The sequence below is a fragment of the Anabaenopsis arnoldii genome (genome assembly GCF_028331025.1).
Taxonomy (GTDB): domain Bacteria; phylum Cyanobacteriota; class Cyanobacteriia; order Cyanobacteriales; family Nostocaceae; genus Anabaenopsis; species Anabaenopsis arnoldii.
In genome coordinates, this window is record NZ_JAQMUH010000112.1 from 1 (window position 1) to 16,518 (window position 16,518).

Sequence of the window (16,518 nt, forward strand, 5' to 3'; positions counted from 1 at the left end):
ATCTAAACTCCATGAACAACTAGATAAACTAGTCATAGAAGCCTATAAATTTACCTCTGAAGATGACATTTTAGAGCAACTCTTAAAATTAAACCAACAGCTACAAGACAAAGAAAACCAGAATCAAAAAGTAATTGGACCCCACCCAACCAAATAAAATATTGTCAAAAAACACCTTTGCGAACCTTTGCGCGTACTTAGCGACCTTTGCGTTTAAAAACCGTACAGGCGATCGACCCAAAGATACCCGACTTCTAGATAAATTATGGTAGAGTATCGCTAATTATGTGAGAATTCCGGGATCTAGTAGACTGCTAGCTAAATTATGGTAGTCAGATTTATCTGACTTCAGCTATCAGACAGGGGTTTATAACCCCTGACTCCCTGGGTAGCATCAAACGGGGTTTATAACCCCTGACTCCTCTAAATAAAAAACTAAATAAAAAACATAAACTTAAGTTAAATTTTGTTAAAATCAGGAAGAGTGTTAACCTTCACAACCATCCCCTACCCCAGAGAAACTTGATGCTGCGACTCGAACATATCAGTAAAATATATCCCACAGGTGAAGTTCTCAAAGATATTAACTGGGAAGTCAAACCAGGAGATCGCATAGGCTTAGTAGGAGTCAACGGAGCGGGAAAATCAACCCAGCTAAAAATCATCACAGGGGAAATAGAACCCACAGCGGGGGAAATAATTCGCCCATCCAGCTTACACATAGCTTACCTGAACCAAGAATTTGAAGTAGATCCGAGTCGCACAGTCAGAGAAGAATTTTGGCGAGTCTTTGCGCAAGCAAATCAAGTACAAATTTCCCTAGGGGAAGTACAGAGGGAGATGGAGACCGCCAGTTTAGAAGAACTAGATAAACTGATTAACAAACTAGATAGACTACAGCGAGAGTTTGAAGCCTTAGACGGGTATAACCTAGATGCAAGGATTGGGAAGATTTTACCAGAAATGGGCTTTGATAGCGAAGACAGCGATCGCCTAGTGAGTGCCTTTTCTGGTGGTTGGCAGATGAGGATGAGTTTAGGTAAAATTCTCCTACAAAAGCCCGACTTATTGCTACTGGACGAACCGACGAACCACTTAGACTTAGAAACCATAGAATGGTTAGAAAATTACCTCAGAGGACTAACCACCCCCATGGTAATAGTTTCCCATGATCGGGAATTTTTAGATAGACTGTGTACCCAGATTGTAGAAACAGAGAGGGGTGTTTCTACTACTTACCTAGGTAACTATTCAGCATACCTCCAACAAAAAGCGGAAAATCAACTCGCCCAGTTAAGCGCCTACGATCGCCAACAAAAAGAACTAGAGAAACAGCAAGCATTTGTAGACAGATTCCGGGCCAGTGCGACCCGGAGTACCCAAGCCAAGAGCCGGGAAAAACAACTAGAAAAAATCGAGCGCATCGAAGCACCCACAGCCAATGTAAAAACCTTACATTTTCGCTTTCCCCCGTCTCCGCGCAGTGGGAGGGAGGTAGTGATCATTAAAGACCTAACTCATGTCTATGATGATAAGATATTATTCTTAGCAACTAGTTTACTAATTGAAAGAGGCGATCGCGTAGCCTTTCTCGGTCCCAACGGAGCGGGTAAATCCACCCTATTAAGGGTAATAATGGGGACAGAACCAGCAACAGAAGGAACAGTAAAACTAGGGGATCATAACGTTATACCGGGATACTTCGAGCAGAACCAAGCGGAAGCCTTAGACCTAGAGAAAACAGTCATGGAAACCATCCATGATCAAGTACCCCAGTGGACAAACGAAGAAGTGCGCACACACTTAGGGAGATTTCTCTTTAGTGGGGACATGGTATTTAAACTAGTAGCGGCTTTAAGTGGTGGAGAAAAAGCGCGGTTAGCCTTAGCAAAAATGCTATTACGTCCAGCCAACCTCCTAATTTTAGATGAGCCGACTAACCACTTAGACATTCCCGCCAAAGAAATGTTAGAAGAGGCGCTACAAAACTATGATGGTACAGCCATAGTAGTGTCCCACGACAGGTATTTTATTTCCCAAGTAGCCAACAAAATCGTAGAAATCCGGGATGGGGAATTTCGTGTTTACCTAGGAGACTATCATTATTACCTAGAGAAAATTGCCGAAGAAAAAGAACAAGCCAGACTAGCAGCAATAGCTGCGGAAAAAGCTGCTAAAAAAGCGGCAAAATCTGCGGGAAAAAGGAAATAAGTAAAAATTCACTTGCACTGTAGATTAGCAGTGGTATTATTCGGATATTACAGAAAGTAAAGGGCAAGACCATGACCAAAGCACCTGTTGCTCCTGTGGTGCTAGTCATTTTAGACGGGTGGGGCTACCGCGAACAGCAGCGAGGAAACGCAATTACCGCCGCTGAAACCCCCATTATGGAAAGCTTATGGGCAGCTTACCCCCACACCCTCATCAGCACATCAGGAAAAGCCGTAGGGTTGCCAGAAGGTCAAATGGGCAACTCGGAAGTTGGTCATTTGAACATTGGCGCTGGACGAGTAGTACCCCAAGAATTAGTCCGCATCTCCGATGCAGTCGAAGATGGTTCTATTCTCAGTAACCCAGCACTTGTGAAGATTTGCCAGGAAGTCCGCAGTGAGAATGGTAAATTGCATATAGTGGGGCTGTGTTCTGAGGGCGGGGTACACTCTCATATCAGCCATCTGTTTGGACTACTAGACCTAGCCAAACAACAGGAAATTTCAGAAGTTTGTATCCACGCCATCACCGACGGTCGTGATACTCTCCCCAAGGATGGGATTAAAGCCATCCAGTTATTGCAAGCACAAATAGACCAAAAAGGCATAGGGCGTATAGTTACCCTCAGTGGTCGCTACTATGCTATGGATAGAGATAATCGTTGGGATCGCATTCAACGCGCCTACGATGTGATGACACAAGATGCTAACATTGATCAACGTCCAGCCGTTGAAGTTTTGGCTGCATCTTATGCCGAAGATGTGACGGATGAATTCATTAACCCAGTCCGCATTGCTCCTGGGGCTATAGCACCAGGGGACGGTGTGATCTTCTTCAACTTCCGCCCAGACCGCGCTAGACAGCTGACTCAAGCTTTTGTCAGCCCCAAATTCACCGGCTTTACTAGAGCAAAAATTCAGCGGTTGTCCTTTGCTACCTTTACTCAATACGACCCAGAACTACCAGTGAAGGTAGCCTTTGAGCCGCAAAATTTGAGGAATATTTTGGGTGAAGTCATCGCCAATCATGGTTTACAGCAGTTTCGCACCGCCGAAACCGAAAAATACGCCCACGTCACCTATTTCTTTAATGGCGGACTAGAGGAACCTTTCCCTGGGGAAGACCGAGAACTGGTCAGTAGTCCCATGGTAGCAACTTACGACAAAGCCCCAGGAATGTCAGCGGACGCAGTTACAGATGTGGCGATCGCCGCCATTCACAAAAGAATATACTCTTTAGTGGTGATTAACTATGCTAACCCGGACATGGTAGGGCATACTGGGAAAATGGCAGCCACCATGAGCGCTATTCAAACAGTAGACCATTGTTTGGGTCGCTTACTGAGTAGTATTACCCAAGTGGGCGGAACGGCAATTATTACTGCTGACCATGGTAACGCCGAGTATATGCTGGATGAGCAGGGTAACCCCTGGACAGCACATACCACTAACCCAGTCCCCTTCATTTTAGTAGAAGGAGAGACGATTAAAATCCCCGGACATGGTACAAATGTAGAACTGTGCAGGGATGGTAAACTAGCGGATATAGCACCCACAATTCTGGAAATTCTCCAGTTACCCCAACCCTCAGAAATGACCGGACGCTCCCTATTGATCCCGTCCGGGTATCAAGTGCAACCCACACGTACCCCGGTCAAAGCTGGTATATAAACCAACCCAGCAGTGAAGACCTTCTGACTCCTCACTGCTTCCCCAAAGCCAGGGCACTACCGCTCAAACAACCTGACCAGAATGTGATATAATCCCTATGATTGGGAAAACATAAATAACCATAAATAACCATAAATTATTACGGACAGCCTGACCATGACAGTTAATATTACTACTATTGTGCAAATTATTTGGGCTCTTTCTGCTTTAGGGTTAATTATTTTAGTGTTACTACATAGCCCTAAAGGCGATGGAATTGGAGCCATTGGCGGACAAGCACAATTATTTAGCAGCACCAAAAGCGCCGAAGATACTTTAAACCGAGTTACCTGGGCGCTGACAGTTATATTTATGGGTTTAACATTGCTGTTGAGTGCTGGGTGGTTACCTAAGTAAAAATCCGGTAAGAGTAGAATGGTATATAAAATCAAATACCCTAATTCGTCTTACAGCCGTCAAGATTTCTATACACAAAGATTACTAGCAGTTCTGTCTTTATTCATCAGTACCGGGCTGCTAGTTGTCTTGACAAATCTGCCATCTATTGCTACAGTAGTAAATACATCCTATACTACCCATCCACTACCCCCATCCCTGGCGCAATGGCAAGACCACACAAATAGTGGTGATTACTTTGACCAAGTAGCAAAAACCGGGGTGGGTTATTTAATCTGGTCAAAATTTCCGATTCAAGTTTATATACAACCCCCCACAACAGCTAATCATACACAAGCTCAAGCATGGGTCAACACTGTTATAGAGACAGTACAAGAGTGGAATGTTTATTTACCCTTGGTGGTAGTAGACAAACCGGAAATAGCTGATATTACAATTATCCGCCAAGTCCCACCTCTACAATTTACCCGTGGTCATCCCCCGCGGGCCCGTTCCGCACAAACTACCTATAAAGTATACGAAAATAATAGAATACTAGATCACAAGTTTACCATCTTATTGAGTCCTAGTCAAACAGGGGTATATCTTCAAGCCGCATCCCGTCACGAACTCGGCCACGCCTTGGGAATTTGGGGTCATAGCGATTTACCCACCGATGCTTTATACTTTTCCCAAGTTAGCAATCCCCCGCCTATTTCACCCAGAGATGTGAACACCCTCAAACGGGTTTATCAACAACCAACTCACCTAGGTAATTAATTAGGCGTTGCTGAACCAGAAATTTAAGCCCCAGCAACACCCCAAACTACCCCAGAAATCTAAACCCGACGCAGATTTAGTAATTCTTCAGGAGATGCAAGCATATCAATGGCGACAAAGAAAATTTTGCCTTCGGGATTAATTAAAAATCGCCAAGCAATATTCATTCCCACAGTCACACCAAACCAGGGCGTTTGTACAACACCTGTAATTTTTAGCTGCTTAGACCCATCGGAAAGGTTCTCACAGATACCTTTTTGTGGCATCATGTTTAATCCTTGGGCTTCTTCGCGCATATATTTGGCGATCGCCTGATGTCCGACAATGGGTTTTTGGAATGGTGGTTGTAGCGCACCGTCGGGAGTAAACAGACTAATAGCTTGATCAAAGTTATCAGCGTTCATCGCTTCAATGTAGCCCAGAACCGCCGGTTCTGTAATCCCGTCAATTTTTACTGAGGACACAGGTGGCGCAGTCCGAGTAAACGCTGGTTCCTCTACAGCTTTGGGGTAGCTACTCGGCCCTAAATCAGAGGTATCAAATCCCATGTTAACTACGGTGTTCCGCAGCACTGTAATTTGCTGACCCGGATCAAGTTTCTTGGTGGCTTCTAGTACCAATTGCACACCCGGACTCATTTGATAACCAGTGGGGATGGGAGCCACCACACCCTGTTTCATCAACTCTCCCAACTCGTACCAAAAAGCCAGCTTAGTATTCACACTGAAAAACCCATAGGAACGACTGATGGGTGAGTCAGCACGACTCGCAATATCCCGCATCACTCTTGTTTGCTCTTCCGCTGACATTTGCTTAATTTGGTTGAGCAAACTTTCTGCTAGTTGCAATCTGGCGGCCCCAGGCGCTGCGGGAGTAATTGTTTTCCCCATTTCCGTATACGCAAACCACAAATATGCTAGCTGGTCGTCAACACTCAGTTGGTCGAACAGGGCGATGGTCGCGGGAATCTGACTGGGAACTTGAGTATTAGAAAAGATATTCTGAGCCGACTGGATAGTTAAAGCCATATTCACAAAATAATTAGACGTTTACACTCTATGTAACAGATTGTAAACTAAATCTTAACTTTTGTAAACTTATTTGAGTAACTCTTGACAAAATGGCATAAAAGTCACCTCTGATACAGTATTACCAGTCAAAAAAACACAAAAAATCTAGGCGATCGCCATCAATCCCCTAGCTCAACCTGAATATTTGTAGAATTGATAGCTTAACCTCTCGGACTCAGAGGTACAGACCTATCTGCTAAAACTTCCCGATATAATTCCTCTAACTGACTGATATTTTTACTCAGGGTATAGCGCTCTAACACCCGCTGTCTGGCTTTGTTTCCCAGGAGGGTGGTTAACTCCGGATGGTCCTGGAGTAGGGGTAAAAGGGTTCTTAACTGCGATCGCACTGTCTTAGTATTCAGGACTACACCCGCCCCCGCCTCTAATACCTCCCCATCCGCTCCCACATCTGTAGCCAAACAAGCTATTCCACAAGCCATTGCTTCCAACAGAGACAGGGATAAACCCTCAACCAGAGAGGGTAAAATAAACACATCAGCACCCCGTAAAATTTCGATGCGCCGATCTTCATTCGCCACAAATCCTAACCAGATAATCCCCGCGTCTGAGCCATAAAACGGTTCCAAAGAAGACTTTAAAACCCCATCACCCACCATCAGTAACTTGCTCCGAGTTCCCATCTGTGACTGCTTCCAAGCTCGTAACAGAGGTTCCAGGTTTTTTTCTGGTGCTATACGACCTTGATAGACAAACAACCGCTCCGCTTGGAATTGTGCTTTCACCCCTGAAGCTCCGGGGGAATACTTCACCGCATCCACTCCATTGGGAATCACAGCGATTTTTCTGTCCTTTACACCCATACGGGCTAATAACTCCCGCTGAATTTGGGAAAATACAATCACCCGATCATAGTTCGCCAAACAAGGCGCATACAGCTGATAAGCTAACAGCTGGGTTCCCGAGAGAAATTTTGCCCCCTTCCCCGCAAAAGCTGTATGAAACGTCGCAATCAAAGGTAAATTCAGTTGCTCGCAGATTTCCGGTAACATAAAGTCCAGAGGCGATAAACTCAAAGAAGCATGGACTACATCCGGCTTGATTTCCCGCAGAGACTCCGTTAATACCTTAGTTGCTTTTAACGTCGGAATTGTGTAAACCTGTGATTTGTAAATAAACGGTAGGGAAACTTCCTGGAAATTTGGACAATTTTCTGTTTCTGATTCTTCTTGAGCAAAGTGGAGAAAACTAACTTGGTGTCCCCTGTCTAGTAAAGCATTTGTTACTTCTCTACTGTAGGTGACATTACCGCAAAATGGTGATTTCTTTCCAATCCAGGCTATACGCATTCTTTATTAGCTATTTTGAAAAGCGGTTTCAATTGATCAACCTTTGAGTTATTCACAGCTCACAGCCTCTGGTATTGTCAACTTCCCCTGAGTTTACCACGAAACCAAGATCATCTGGACTGTTGACTATTGGCGCGAACTATACCAAGTTAATATACCACCACAAAATACAGTAATAGCTAAAATCACAAAAACTGCTGGTAGTCCCATTAAGGTTTCACCTACCCCAGCTAAGGCTAAAGGTAAGGTTAATGCAATATTAATCACATTATTTTGTAGCCCAAATACTTTACCCCGCATCTCCGCCGGCGTTTCCGTTTGAATCGCAGTTTGCATAGGGATACCTACCATAGACCCAAATACACCCAACAAAGCTACTAACAGTAAAATTATCCCTAACTGGGTTGTAAATACCGATAGCCCAATTAAAGTCCCTGACATCCCTAAGCAACCCCACAGACTCAATTCACAGTAGGAAAAGCGTTGACCAAATTGACCCAGCATTGTCGCCCCCGCAGCCATACCAATCCCACCAAATGCTAGTAAAAAGCCAAATTGAGATGCTTTTAAGTTGGGAATTATTTCCGCCATCCGCACCGCTAGCACCGTTAAAGCTGCAAATACAGAAAATAGAATCGTCAGTTTTACTAAAGCATTGCGCAGTATAGAGTTAGCTTTGAGGTATTTCAACCCATCTCTTAAGTCAGCTAAGACGTGAGGAAATTCTGTGTCCGGATGGTGGGGTTTTTCTCTGGTCACTAATAACAACAAAATTAACGCCGCTATCCCATAACTACCACCTACCAACAGCTCTTTACCTAGTCCATCACTACCACCTATTTCTAACCATACTCTATCGGCGATCGCCAACAGTGGTTCACCCACTGCAAACCCCACAATCACTGAAGCCATCATAGTAGTCGTATATAGAGAATTAGCCGATAGTAAATGCTGTTCTTCCACCACTAACGGGATTGTTGTTTGTTCTGCGGGCGCAAAAAACTGTGTCAGCGTGGACACCAAAAAAGTCACCCCCAAAATCATGATAAAACCCACTGGTAACATCCCCACCGGCCGCCAATCATGTGTTAACCACAGCAACAAGGGTATGGATAACACTAACACCCCCCGGCAAACATTGGTGCTTACCAGTACAGTCTTTTTCCGCCAGCGGTCTACAAATACACCCGCCACAGAACCAAACAGTACCGCTGGAATGGTAAAAGCCATCATCAAAGCTGATACCCAACCGCTAATGCTCTGGTCACTTCCCTGAAATTGCGTATTAATTAAGGCAATCATTAATACTAAGTATATTTTGTCTGCTATCTGGCAAAAAACCTGACCCCCCCACAGCGCCAGAAAATTAGGATTTTTTAACACCGGTAAAAACCCCTGCTCTGGTCTATTTTCCGGCTTACCAGTCCCCTCTAATTGGGGCGGTTTAGTTGGGGAAGTCACTACTGATAAACCTTCTTTCTGACCATTGCTCAGGCCTAGGGATTCCCTGGTAAGATCAGCTTTTGCTATTTCCCCAGCCACATCTAATTGACACTGTTCTGGGCTGTGCGGAACAGCACTTAAGTGATTTGTGACGATAGGATCCGATACCCTATTGTGTTTTTTGGTGTTTGGTGATAAAGATGAGATTTTTCTATCTACATCAGACGGTTGCATCATGGTTAGCAGCAAAGTAAGAGTCAATCAAGGTAGCAGAGCGAATAGGGCGACCTAAATGATATTGAGCATATTGGCGCAAAATTTGCTCAATAGATAACCAGCGATAATTTTGGTTAGTATCTGTTGCTATTATCTCTGTTTCTGAGAGATATTGGAGCATAGCTAATTCTGTAGCATCCAACCGAGCACAAATTACCGGTATATCTTCCCTATGCACAACCCTTTGGTAATTTAAGTTAGACTCAAGGGCTGAGGGTTGCTGTTTTTCTTGGCGCAAATTTTCCCACGCCTGTAAACAGACTGTACCACCTGCTGTCACACTAAAGCCCACCCGCCAGTTAGGATCTGCGAAATTTGGCCTGATGGTATAGTTAGTTAAACAGCACGCTTGTACTTGAGGGCATAAACCTTCTAAAGCATAAAAGTGAAACACTGCATGAGCTAAATAAGCATAAATATTATATCTATATCTATCTGTTATATCTAATACCTCTAATTTACGAAGATATTTATGGAGTAACTGATAAATTTCCTCTTGGGGTTGCTCACTCAAGGCCTGACACAGCACTATTTCCGCTAAATATTGCCCCGCGGCAAATTTCCCCACATCCACAGCCAGACCAGGATAGGTTTTTACTCTCTCTGCTTGTATAATTCTATCGAGCGATCGCCCTGGTGCTATGAGTAAGTCATTGACCATAAACACGCCGCTCCTAGCACCTAGGCTAGAGTTTGGCTTCCTCGCCCCCGGCGCTACTGCGCGAATTAAACCCAACTCTCGGGTTAAAATTGTCACTACCCTGTCTGATTCTCCCAGAATTTGGGATTTCAGATTAATTCCCGTAACTTTATAAGTTTTACTCATTAGTCATTAGTCAATTTTTGCCCACCAACCACCCGTGACTACTCAGCTTTTTCGTTGGTCTTGGCTTTGGCGCAGCAAATCCATTGACCGAGATGTTCCCAGTCTGGTAGCACCGGCTAAGATCAGGTCTCTAGCTTCATTGTAGGTGCGAATCCCCCCAGATGCCTTAATTCCCAACCGGTCTTTTGCCATTTCTTTTAACAGTCTGACATCCCCCACCGTTGCACCCCCGTGCCAACCTGTGCTAGTTTTCAAGAATCCCGCCCCGGCCTCCATGGATATTTCCGCCGCCAGTTTTTTCTCCCGATCAGTTAGCAGGTTGGTTTCCAAAATCACCTTCACCAGTTCTCCGGTTGCTTCGCAAATTTGGGCAATCTCCCGGTGTACCGCCTCAATTATACCAGCTTTCAACCAACCTAAATTCATCACCACATCTAGTTCCGTAGCCCCATTTTCCACCGCCTCTTGAGCTTCATACAGTTTCACCCCTGAGGTGGTCGCCCCCGTAGGAAAGCCAATTACTGTACAAATGTGGGGATTTTTACCATGGAGCAGTTCTGCTGCTTGCTTCACATAACTAGGGTGAACACAAACCGCCGCAAAATTAAATCTGTACGCTTCTTCACACCATTGCTCGACCTGCTCTGGGGTAGCTGTTGGGTTCAGCAGAGAATGATCGATAAATGGCGCAATATCAATATAGTCTGCTGCCATCTTGTGTTTTGCCTGTGAATGAAAAGTTAATATTTTTTTACTAAGTCACTATGTTAATATAGTCATCCTATTTGAGTTGAGAAATTATCGGTGAAGAAAGGGAACAGGGAACAGGGAACAGGGAATAGGGAACAGGGAATAGAAAATAGGGAATAGAAAATAGGGAATAGAAATTGTTCATGAATCATTTAGAATTGCTATAGTTGGCAGATACTGATTTATCATTGTCTCCTACTACACCTGTCTCATCTATCGTATTATCTCTTAGTTTTGTTCACAAATCAAATACGAGTCCTATATATTAAAACTAACAGTTACGCCAAGGCACAAGGTTATTACTTGTCCTTGACGGTTATTTGTGCAATTATTTCACAGTTTCAGTCTGTGGTGATAAGCGTTTGATACTTTCCTGAACTAACCTGGATAACAAGTTCATCTGCTGGTTACTCTCAAAGACTTTTTGCACAGTCTGGCGTAATTTCTCTAAATTCAAGACATTTCCTGAATCTATGGCCTCTTCCTGTTGGGCAAAGTATGCCACTAAACTTAAACCTGCTACTCTGGTTAGGTAGGCTGCACTCACCCCTTGGACTATACCACCAGCCACAAAGGTGATCGCATTACTTTTTAAGACCATGCTCACGGCTTTGGTGGACAGTTCCACTAAGCCTAGTTTTAGCATTAACCCCCCCATGGTTACCCCTAGGGTTTGGGCCTGTTCTAGGGAAAATTTTTGCTGGTATACATTACCTAAGTCTATCACCATCTGGGCGTTAATCGCTGCTGTGGCTAAAATGTCTAGGGCTGGTACTGGGTTAGCAAAGGCAGCAGCCGCGCTGATCCATTGATATTGTTCAATAATGGGAATACTGCGATCGCCCCTGGTTTCATTCAGCCAGTTTTTCCCCGCCGCTTTCAACAACTTGGCTTTTCTCCAGGTAGTTGTCCAGATTAGTTGTTGTCTTTGCTGTGAGACAATTTTATTCAGATCCTCAATTAAACCCTCAATATCCGGTTCCGGTTGTTCCATCCACTCTTGGATATTACCATTACTTTCATGCTTGCGTACTTTGCGCGCCACAGGAGACGTTACCGTTCCCACTACATTCTCTGACATTCGCTGTTTTAATGACAGCAAAATACTCTCCCGTTCCTCTGGTAAATACTGGTCTTGTTTGTTAAAAATTAACCGCACCGGTTGATTGGCTGCTTTTAACTGCTGTAAGCTCTGAAATTCCCAATCTGTCAAATCACCATTGGTCAGAAATAAGACAAAATCACACTGTTTAACTGCTGCTAATATAGGTATATCTGATTGCTCACCTGTCTGGGTAAATAAAGGGGTCGTTTCCCATAGAGTTACTTTGTTCTGTGTTCCCCCCCATCCCCTAGACTCCAGCAGTGTAACTAAACTACTTTTCCCTACAGATTTACCACCGGTGACAGCTATGGTAATTTCTTCCCTATCTAATTCTATCTGCAACTGCCCCAGTCTTCCTTGGAGCGTCTCTAAGGCCGGGTGGTTGACAGCTTCCTGTTCTAATTGCCTAATTATCGCTTCCCCTTGGGCGATCGCAGTTTCCACAGCCGACCGCCCTTTGATCATACCATCCAACTGCTCTGCTTTGTGTTGCGGTTGATTTTTCTGGAATAACCACAAACCGCCCCCCACAGCCAGAGCGCCAAACAAACCCACCTCACTCAGCTGTAAGATATAATCATCCCAGCTTTGTAACATCCATAAGCAAAAGGATAGTCCCAATCCTCCCACTAAAATCGGTCGCTGCAACTTCACAACCATTTCTCCGCTTTTTGTCAAGTTTCTTTTTTCAGCATAGATCAAAAGTCTCTGCTAACAACACATGGCGAATAAGGAACACCATGTTCCCTGAGCGGAGTCGAAGGGAACAATATCAGGGGCGATCGTGGTTTCGACTTCCCTTAACCACCGGAACGCCATGTTCCCTGAGCGCAGTCGAAGGGAACAATATCATGGGGGCGATCGTGGTTTCGACTTCCCTCAACCACCGGAACGCCATGTTCCCTGAGCGCAGTCGAAGGGAACAATATCATGGGGGCGATCGTGGTTTCGACTTCCCTCAACCACCGGAATCAATTAATATTTCTACTTTAAGTTGACTTCAATATTCACAGTAGACTGTAAAAAAGATTCCTCGTTAATTTCCAAATACTTGGGACTGGCTTCTAATTCCTCTGCTCCTTTTTTAATTTCTATCTTATATTTACCTATAGGCAGATTTTCCACAATAAACGCACCTAAAGCATTAGTTTCTGATAAAGATTTCTGGTTAGTTTCCACCTCAGTTAATATTACCTCAACCTGAGATAATCTTGCCCCACCATCGTCGGTTAAAACACCCCGTACAACATAATTAGCTGCATCAGCGTAAATTTCTTGTTTAAATGCGTTAACTTGCAATGTCATATTATTCTCCCATGGGGAAGAACTATCTATGATAAATTTCCCCGGTTCAACAACAAAATCACCCATCTTGATTTGATACTCACCTTGAATTAAATCTTGAAACTTAAAGAAACCTTGAATATCAGTAATGGAAGTAAAAATTTTCCCCGATTCACTATGAACAGCAGTCACTTTAATTCCCTTGAGATTTTCTGCTGCTTTATCCTTGAGATATCCACTAACCGTATAAGTGGGAACTGCTGCTCGGTCTGCTGTTTGTCCGTCACGGGGAATAAAAACCTGTAACTCTAAAGTATTCTGCACAAATTCCGATTTATTTAGTTGCAGAGTTCTGGGAGTAATATCTAACCCCCCCACATTCAAAGTATATTCTCCCAGTGGCAGATTATCTAAATAAAAAGCACCGGAGGGACTGGTAATAGAAAAGTATTTTTTCTGGTTGCTAGTACTAATAGCCTCTACCCTAGCTCCATTTACCGGTTGACCCAATTGATTTCTCAGCCTTCCCTCCACCGTCGCAGTTTTCACAAATGGAACTTTCACAATTGTATAAGCTCCCGGGGCTACTTCCACAGCAAAGGCTCTTTCCTGAGGTTCCCACCCGATAGGATACCCCGCTGGATCTAAATCTAATCTATGCTCCCCTATGGGAGTAGGAATCACAGTTCCATTACCGATTAATGACAAACTTTTATTCTGTTTTAAAGAGAGATTATTCAGCATAAATAAAGAATTATCACTTGAAGTAATCAGAGGCTCATTTCTCTCGCGCACCCCATTATTATTCTCATCATAAAACGGTTGTACTAAAATTGCTCCATTCCCTTGAAACTGACTAGCATTTCTTTTATCTGTACTGATACCATCTTGCAGATTTAAATTCAAATTCATCACCAACCCCAAAGAGAATCCAGAACTCACTCCTTGCGCCGATGCACCTGAATACCCCGCTTTTAAACTTAAACCAGCAAATAAACTCGGGGAGGTCACAGATACTACAGGCCCTGATGATTGGGAACCAAAACCATAACCTAACTCCCAACTCCAATTAGTTCTATCTAACTGTTCCCTCCCTGATGTGGGGTTGCCATTATGTCGCCAAGCTGCTACAGCTAGGCTAGCATTATCCGACTTCAGATAACGCCCATATATTTGGTCTTTAATCGAATTATCCTTGTGGCGATTCAAATTATTAACTAAATAAATCTCTTGGTAGGAATTGCTACCAATAATCGGAAAACTCAGGTTATTCCAAATCTCTGACTCTTGGGCGTTAAAACGACTGAAAACTACCTGTTTATAAGAGTTTGTTAAATCTAATTGCCAGTTTTTCCACTGCAAACTATTGCGTAATCGCCAACCACCATCCCCCTCAAAACGACCATCTAAATTATGAGAGAGATTTCCCCAGCGCCAACGGGTTGATGTTTCCGCAAAGGTTCGCAAAGAGTTGTCTTTTTGTTCATATCCTAAACTTAAGTTCGCCGATACCCCAAGCAATGATAAATTGTGAAAGCTCCTGACATTAAACCCGGTATTACTTAACTCCGTCTGTAATCTCACATTTTTGATGGGTTCAAAACTGCTATTCAGTCGCCAAGATACCTGTTCCCCTATACTCCAAAAAATACTCGAACTTGGATTAAGTCTGAAACTACCGGAAAAAGTTAAACTGCTAGACTGGTTGGCGGTAGCGGAAAGACTACGCAACCCTAAAGTCAAGGGGAATTTAGAATGACCATAAATCACCTCTCCAAAGGAGCGGAAATTTACACTATCATAAACACCACCAAATCCCACAGTTAAATCATTGGAGATTCCGTAACGATAACCCGCACCCGTGACTAAACCACTAACAGAACCTAGGCTTTGATGTTGTTCACGCTGACGCCATGTACCCACAGAGGTATAAACGGCGCTAGTACCAGCAGGAAGTTGGTCATACTGAGGATCAATAACTTTGATTTCTCTTTCCGGGGTAGCCGCCAGATTACCCTCCGGATAAGATAGAATTGTAAATCTATTACCTTGAACATTAGGGAAACTATATCTTTGCGTCTCGTTTACCAATACCTCACCTAATAAAACATTACCGCCCCAAATTTGCACTAAACTCCCCTGTGCAGCATTACCTTCAACGGTGCGGACAAAATCCCGGTTACTCAGTCGGGAATTTAGATTAGCGTCTGACCCCCCGCGACCTGCTTCATAACCAAAGCGACTAATATAACTATAACCCCAAAATTCGCCAAAATTTGAGGAGCCTGGATAAAATAAGCTTTGGCTTCCAAAAATATGATCCCTATTTTTGCCTAAATTTTGTATTCTCCAGTCTTGTAGGTAAGCTTGGTTAAAATTTTCTAGGTTTGGTTGAGCAACCCTGGTACTAAATGTAAACTCTCCCAATTTTCCGCCGATGGTGGTTGACCCACTATTGTTGAAAGTGTTAGTACGTAGAGAAGAATTTACATTTTGACTCACAGCGGACAAGGCGTACTCAGGAGGAGTCACACGGGGTAAACCCTCTAAAACTACGGGTCTAACTTCTTTCTCCTCTCGACCTTTTGCAAATAACCAAGACCCTTCAAATACAATCGCATAGCTATCAATGTCAAATTTAATTTCTACCATAAACTGACGACGTATCTCTGCGATAGTCAAGGCCTCGCCAATCTCGCTGTCTGCAATCAATAACTTAGGGTCAAATTCCTTGACTAACCCAGGCGATCGCAATTGAACATTACCATTAGGTAAAGGAGTGACTGTAAAGCCAAAAGCCTTAAGAAAAGATTCATAGGGTATCAGCCATTCCTCAAAGTTCACAGCTTCACTACCATCTTCATTCCCCTTCACCAACACACCAGATAAAACATCTTGTTTACCAAATTTAATTCCCACTGGTAGAATATCCTTAGGAGTACTTACATTACTGGGGGTAGTTAATCCCAATATCTCACGTCTAGCCAACTCCTGACTTGTTGGTGCTGGTGCATCTTTACCAGGTATATTCTCTGGCTTAGTAACCGGGGTCACATCCCCAGAACGCCCTACCTCAGAATTACCATTAGGGGTTAATACTTGACTACTGGGTATATTTTGTGGCTTAGTAACCTGGGGTACATCCCCAGACCGCCCTACCTCAGAATTACCATTAGGGGTTAATACTTGATTACCAGGTATATTCTCTGGCTTAGTAACCGGGGTCACATCCCCAGACCGCCCTACCTCAGAATTAACATTAGGGGTTAATACTTGATTACCAGGTATATTCTCTGGCTTAGTAACCGGGGTCACATCCCCAGACCGCGCTAACAAAGAAGATTCAGAATTAACTCCAGGGAAAACACTCTCAGCAATCGTATTTTCTGAGATAGTGAAACCAGTCACATCCCCAGAC

At 43.8% G+C, this 16,518-nt stretch carries 12 protein-coding genes; 5 read left to right on the forward strand and 7 right to left on the reverse strand.

The genetic code is table 11. The annotated features are described in order from the left end of the window. Window positions 1-525: 525 nt before the first annotated feature. The 4 genes from PN457_RS10235 to PN457_RS10250 all read left to right on the forward strand — a co-directional run bounded on the left by PN457_RS10235 (window position 526) and on the right by PN457_RS10250 (window position 5,036). Entirely contained in the window at window positions 526-2,211 is a 1,686-nt protein-coding gene (locus PN457_RS10235) for an ABC-F family ATP-binding cassette domain-containing protein (protein WP_271733165.1), read from the forward strand. A gap of 71 nt (window positions 2,212-2,282) precedes the next feature. Beyond that, a complete protein-coding gene (gene gpmI / locus PN457_RS10240; protein ID WP_271733167.1) occupies window positions 2,283-3,881 on the forward strand; it encodes a 2,3-bisphosphoglycerate-independent phosphoglycerate mutase in 1,599 nt (532 codons plus the stop codon). A 156-nt stretch (window positions 3,882-4,037) separates the two neighbouring features. Next, window positions 4,038-4,277: a preprotein translocase subunit SecG gene (secG, locus tag PN457_RS10245; protein ID WP_271733168.1), complete on the forward strand. Its 240-nt coding sequence runs from the start codon at window positions 4,038-4,040 to the stop codon at window positions 4,275-4,277. Window positions 4,278-4,295: 18 nt separating this feature from the next. Next, on the forward strand, window positions 4,296-5,036 hold the full coding sequence (locus PN457_RS10250; RefSeq protein ID WP_271733169.1) for a peptidase: 741 nt from the start codon (window positions 4,296-4,298) through the stop codon (window positions 5,034-5,036). A gap of 59 nt (window positions 5,037-5,095) precedes the next feature. Here PN457_RS10250 and PN457_RS10255 read toward each other — a convergent pair whose 3' ends face one another. The 6 genes from PN457_RS10255 to PN457_RS10280 all read right to left on the reverse strand — a co-directional run bounded on the left by PN457_RS10255 (window position 5,096) and on the right by PN457_RS10280 (window position 12,476). Beyond that, window positions 5,096-6,064: an orange carotenoid protein N-terminal domain-containing protein gene (locus PN457_RS10255; protein ID WP_271733170.1), complete on the reverse strand. Its 969-nt coding sequence runs from the start codon at window positions 6,062-6,064 to the stop codon at window positions 5,096-5,098. 203 nt (window positions 6,065-6,267) lie between these two features. After that, window positions 6,268-7,416 carry a glycosyltransferase family 4 protein gene (locus tag PN457_RS10260; protein WP_271733171.1) on the reverse strand — a complete coding sequence of 383 codons (1,149 nt, stop codon included), beginning with the start codon at window positions 7,414-7,416 and terminating at the stop codon, window positions 6,268-6,270. Window positions 7,417-7,542: 126 nt separating this feature from the next. Further along, window positions 7,543-9,093, reverse strand: a complete 1,551-nt coding sequence (locus PN457_RS10265) for an MFS transporter (protein ID WP_271733179.1) — start codon at window positions 9,091-9,093, stop codon at window positions 7,543-7,545. Beyond that, window positions 9,080-9,961 (reverse strand): DNA repair protein RecO, encoded by an 882-nt coding sequence (gene recO / locus PN457_RS10270; protein WP_271733173.1) that lies wholly within the window; start codon window positions 9,959-9,961, stop codon window positions 9,080-9,082. The genes PN457_RS10265 and recO overlap by 14 nt, the downstream gene beginning before the upstream one ends. A gap of 42 nt (window positions 9,962-10,003) precedes the next feature. Next, complete coding sequence (gene deoC, locus PN457_RS10275) at window positions 10,004-10,675, reverse strand: deoxyribose-phosphate aldolase (protein ID WP_271733174.1); 672 nt, start codon at window positions 10,673-10,675, stop codon at window positions 10,004-10,006. A gap of 364 nt (window positions 10,676-11,039) precedes the next feature. Continuing rightward, window positions 11,040-12,476 carry a YcjF family protein gene (locus PN457_RS10280; protein WP_271733180.1) on the reverse strand — a complete coding sequence of 479 codons (1,437 nt, stop codon included), beginning with the start codon at window positions 12,474-12,476 and terminating at the stop codon, window positions 11,040-11,042. Between the two features lie 80 nt (window positions 12,477-12,556). Between PN457_RS10280 and PN457_RS10285 the strand changes: the two genes are divergently transcribed. Next, on the forward strand, window positions 12,557-12,814 hold the full coding sequence (locus tag PN457_RS10285; RefSeq protein WP_271733176.1) for a hypothetical protein: 258 nt from the start codon (window positions 12,557-12,559) through the stop codon (window positions 12,812-12,814). Here PN457_RS10285 and PN457_RS10290 read toward each other — a convergent pair. Beyond that, window positions 12,801-16,508 (reverse strand): MSCRAMM family protein, encoded by a 3,708-nt coding sequence (locus tag PN457_RS10290; RefSeq protein WP_271733178.1) that lies wholly within the window; start codon window positions 16,506-16,508, stop codon window positions 12,801-12,803. The genes PN457_RS10285 and PN457_RS10290 overlap by 14 nt on opposite strands. Window positions 16,509-16,518 lie beyond the last annotated feature (10 nt).